Raw genomic sequence first — 724 nt, forward strand, 5'->3', positions numbered from 1 at the left:
TGGTGGGTTGCCCCATTCGGAAATCTGCGGATCAAAGTGTGTTTGCTCACTCCCCGCAGCTTATCGCAAGCTACTACGTCCTTCATCGCCTGTAATCGCCAAGGCATCCACCATGTGCACTTATTCGCTTGTCCCTATAACGTTAGCCTCTGAAGACCGAAGTCCTCAAAGAGCGCTACAGGGATAAGAAAGTACAACGTTGTTGCTTGTTTGTTGATACATACAATCATTACCCATCGATCCACCTTTTACGGCAAACCGATCAATAAATAATCTTTACTTCTTCCAGATTGTTAAAGAACGAAACAGCTTTGATCGCTAAAAGATCAAACCTAAATTCAATCACTTACTGTGATTAACTTACGTTTGGACTTTCAAAGTACTTGGTGGAGGATGACGGGATCGAACCGACGACCCCCTGCTTGCAAAGCAGGTGCTCTCCCAGCTGAGCTAATCCCCCGGGAATTTTTACTGGTAGGGCTGGTTGGACTCGAACCAACGACCCCCGCGTTATCAACACGGTGCTCTAACCAGCTGAGCTACAGCCCCAACGCGGTGCTACTACGACTACTGTTTCTTCTTAATTAAACAGCCGATAAGTGTGAACATTTGATGCGTGAACCAGTTACCCGGTTCGTGCAAACTCTAGAAAGGAGGTGATCCAGCCGCACCTTCCGATACGGCTACCTTGTTACGACTTCACCCCAGTCACGAATCCTACCGT

Annotated in this window: 2 tRNA genes and 2 rRNA genes; all 4 read right to left on the reverse strand. The window is 47.7% G+C overall.

Annotated elements, in window-relative coordinates:
- A 23S ribosomal RNA gene (locus CBW66_RS28240) occupies positions 1-134 on the reverse strand; the annotation flags it as partial.
- Between the two features lie 250 nt (positions 135-384).
- A tRNA-Ala gene (locus tag CBW66_RS28245) sits at positions 385-460 on the reverse strand.
- Positions 461-472: 12 nt separating this feature from the next.
- Positions 473-549: transfer RNA gene (locus CBW66_RS28250), tRNA-Ile, on the reverse strand.
- A gap of 100 nt (positions 550-649) precedes the next feature.
- A 16S ribosomal RNA gene (locus tag CBW66_RS28255) occupies positions 650-724 on the reverse strand; the annotation flags it as partial.

The organism is Janthinobacterium sp. GW456P (assembly GCF_002127655.1).
Classification (GTDB): domain Bacteria; phylum Pseudomonadota; class Gammaproteobacteria; order Burkholderiales; family Burkholderiaceae_D; genus Janthinobacterium.